Source organism: Xanthovirga aplysinae (assembly GCF_009711365.1).
In the GTDB taxonomy this organism is placed as follows: Bacteria; Bacteroidota; Bacteroidia; order Cytophagales; family Cyclobacteriaceae; genus Xanthovirga; species Xanthovirga aplysinae.
The window spans coordinates 1-3,487 of sequence record NZ_SMMB01000720.1 but is presented as its reverse complement, the minus strand read 5'-3'; the positions used below and the strand labels follow the sequence as shown (position 1 = coordinate 3,487).

Here is a 3,487-nt window from a genome sequence, read left to right as displayed (position 1 = left end):
GTTTAATATTCTCTTAAATTAAAATTCTAACAGGATCTTCTAACAAGCTTTTCAACGTTTGAAGGAAGGCAGAACCCACTGCTCCATCAACGGCGCGGTGATCACAAGATAAGGTCACTTTCATCACATTGCCAGGAACTAATTGTCCATCTTTTACAATAGCAGTCTGTTTAATTCCTCCCACAGCTAGGATACAAGCATCAGGTGGGTTAATGATAGCAGTAAATTCTTCAACCCCAAACATGCCCAGATTAGAAATTGTGAAGGTATTTCCCTCCATTTCCTGAGGTTGCAATTTTTTATTCTTGGCTTTACCACCTAATTCTTTAACTTCAGCAGAAATCTGAGACAAGGATTTAGAATCTGCAAATCTAACAACAGGGACTAAAAGACCTTCTTCTACGGCAACGGCTACTCCTATATTCACATGATGATTTATTCGAATTTTATCTCCTAACCAGGAACTATTTACTTGTGGATGCTGCTTTAATGCTGCGGCAACAGCCTTTATCACCATATCATTAAATGAAATCTTTACAGGAGAAAGTTCATTCAAGCTCTTTCTTGCCTCTATAGCCTTATCCATGTTAATTTCCATGGTGACATAGAAGTGAGGAGCACTAAATTTACTTTCGCCTAATCTTTTGGCAATAACCTTTCTCATTTGTGAAACCTTCACCTCCTCAAAGCTCTCTACACCTACTGGGACAGCCGCTGCTGTTGTCGCCACTGGTGCTTCAGCTACAGGCACATAAGTTTCAACGTCCCGCTTTACAATGCGACCATTTTCCCCAGACCCCTTAATTTTGGAAAGATCATATCCTTTTTCTGCAGCTAGTTTTTTAGCTAAAGGAGAAGCAAAAATTCGACCATCTGTCTTTGTCACTGTTTCTGGTTGTGCTTCTGGAGCTGAAGTGGCTGTTGGCTTGGCTGGAGCAACTGGTTCTTTAGCAGGTTCCACTGTTTCTTCCATCTTGGCCCCCTTTTGAGCCTGGGCTTTTAATAATGTCTCATAATCAGCACCTTCTTCACCAATTATAGCAATTACTCCATCTACAGGTACAGAGTTTCCTGCCTCGACTCCTATATACAATAAAGTCCCATCTTCATATGACTCCAACTCCATTGTTGCCTTATCTGTCTCTACTTCGGCAAGAATATCACCAGAAGCCACTTTGTCTCCAACATTTTTCAGCCAGGCAGAAATTGTACCTTCCTCCATGGTATCACTCATTTTTGGCATTGTGATTACCGTGGCATTAATGCCCGAAGTATCTATAGTTTCGCTAATTGGTGCAGCAGCAGGGGCAACTTCAGTAGTTTCAGTTGCTTTTTCAGCACTTTCAGCTACTGCTCCACCTTTTGCCTCTTCCATCAAACTGTCAATATTTTCTCCTTCCTCACCGATTATGGCAATCACCCCATCTACAGGTACAGCATCACCGGCCGATACTCCAATATACAGTAAAGTTCCATCTTCGTAGGACTCCAGTTCCATCGTAGCTTTATCTGTTTCAACTTCAGCTAAAATATCCCCTGATTGAACTTTATCACCAACATTTTTAAGCCATGAAGCGATTACACCCTCTTCCATGGTGTCGCTCATCTTTGGCATTCTAATGATTTCTGCCATATGATTTACTCACTAATTATTTTTCACTGTTTTAGTGCCCAAAAATAGTTCTTATTATTCCTTAATTCAAATATTTGGTTTGAATTTAAAGCAACTGCACAAGGAGGAATTTTGAAAAGGAAAGGAACTATTGATCCTAAAAAGGAAAAAATAATTCAACTTTTAATTTTGATTAAGAATAGTTGATCTGATTTAGAGGTAATTTCAAACGATTACTAACTCTAATGCTCTTTAACAAGGAGCCCTAAAAATAAAGTTTTCAAGAAACATTCAAATAGCACTTTTCCACGACAAATACTTTTACTAATTTTCCAATAAATTACAGCAGTCAACATGTTTTATCAGAAAGAAATATTCACTTTTCTGCTTTGTGGCTAAGAATTTATAATTAAAACTTTACTTTTGACCTTTCTAACAAAGGGAATATTCCAAATTTGAAAAATGGGCAGGTTTTTAGCTCCCTTATTCGGTTTGGCTTTTTGATATTGAAAAGAAATTATGCTTTCGGGATGGAAATTAGAAAAATGAAATTCAAGCCTTAAAGCATAAGAAAAATCAAACTGCTTTTTAACTAATTAGTTCAGTCCTATTGATTTTTATTTTGCTAAATAAAGCCTCCATTCTTTTAGAACCATTAAACCTTAGACATAATTTATGCCTCTTGTAAACCATCAACCCTTCAACTCTCCTTGGCCCTTATTTAATGGTCATCTACAAACAGTTTTCCCTTCTATCTTTAGGAAAATCAATGGGATTACTTATCAACGGGAAAGAATTCACACCCCTGATCATGATTTTCTTGACTTGGATTGGGCATCAAATAACAATGAAAGATTAGTGATCCTGTCCCATGGTCTGGAAGGAAGTTCCCAAGGACAATATATTAAGGGAATGGTAAGGGCTTTTCAGGCTCAACATTGGGATTGTTTGGCATGGAATTACCGGGGTTGTAGCGGAGAGCCTAATCAAACCGAAAAGGCTTATCATAGTGGTGCAACTTATGACCTGAACCTTGTGGTTCAACATGTTCTAAAAAAAGAGCAGTATAAAGAAATTGCTTTAATTGGCTTTAGTCTTGGAGGAAATCTAACATTAAAATATTTGGGAGAACAAGCAAGAAACCTTTCCCCTCTGATAAAAAAGGCAGTGGTTTTTTCTGTTCCTCTTTATTTATTAGACAGTAGTTGGCACCTCGCAAAGAAGTCAAACTTTATTTATGCCCAAAGGTTTTTAATTGCACTAAAGAAAAAGGCTAGACAAAAAGCTGAGGCAATTCCTGACAAAATAGATACCAATCAACTGAAGGGAGTAAAAACAATAATGGATTTTGATGACCGCTTCACCGCCCCAATTCATGGTTTCAACGGCGCAGAAGATTATTACAAAAAATGCAGTTCTATCAATTTCGTAGAAGAAATCCAAATTCCCACATTAGTAGTAAATGCAGGGAACGACCCTATGTTACCCGAAACATGTTACCCAATTGATTTTTTCAAGGGATTAAAAAATGTGTATTTTGAAATGCCCCAAAATGGGGGACATTGCGGTTTTACCTTACCAAAAAATGGAAATCCGCTAATTTGGTCAGAGATGAGAGCAATAGATTTTATTGTGAATAATATTACTTAAAATACCATTATTATGAAGCAACGGATTATTTCAATCTTCGATTCACTACTTAAGTAAAAGGGAAAATCATTTATTAAAAATATAAAGATCATATCAAGCCATCAGCAATACCTTTTAACCTCTTATTTATTCGATATAAAACAGTGTCAGAATAATTCAAGTTAGGATAAGCTGAAAAGTAGATTGACAAATTACTTTCAATCTTTTCTTCATTTATTAAAAAAA

The 3,487-nt window shown here is 36.7% G+C and carries 2 protein-coding genes; one reads left to right on the top strand and one right to left on the bottom strand.

What is annotated here, in order from left to right:
* Positions 1-13: 13 nt before the first annotated feature.
* The gene (locus E1171_RS04615; RefSeq protein WP_155204561.1) at positions 14-1,633 is read right to left on the bottom strand and encodes a pyruvate dehydrogenase complex dihydrolipoamide acetyltransferase; all 1,620 of its coding nucleotides are present in this window, start codon (positions 1,631-1,633) and stop codon (positions 14-16) included.
* A gap of 654 nt (positions 1,634-2,287) precedes the next feature.
* Here E1171_RS04615 and E1171_RS04610 point away from each other — a divergent pair.
* On the top strand, positions 2,288-3,262 hold the full coding sequence (locus E1171_RS04610; protein ID WP_155204559.1) for a YheT family hydrolase: 975 nt from the start codon (positions 2,288-2,290) through the stop codon (positions 3,260-3,262).
* The last annotated feature ends 225 nt before the right edge of the window (positions 3,263-3,487 follow it).

Coding starts and splice junctions, on each gene's coding strand:
- E1171_RS04615 (WP_155204561.1), bottom strand. CDS start 1,633: ATGGCAGAAATCATTAGAATGCCAAAGATGAGCGACACCATGGAAGAG.
- E1171_RS04610 (WP_155204559.1), top strand. CDS start 2,288: ATGCCTCTTGTAAACCATCAACCCTTCAACTCTCCTTGGCCCTTATTT.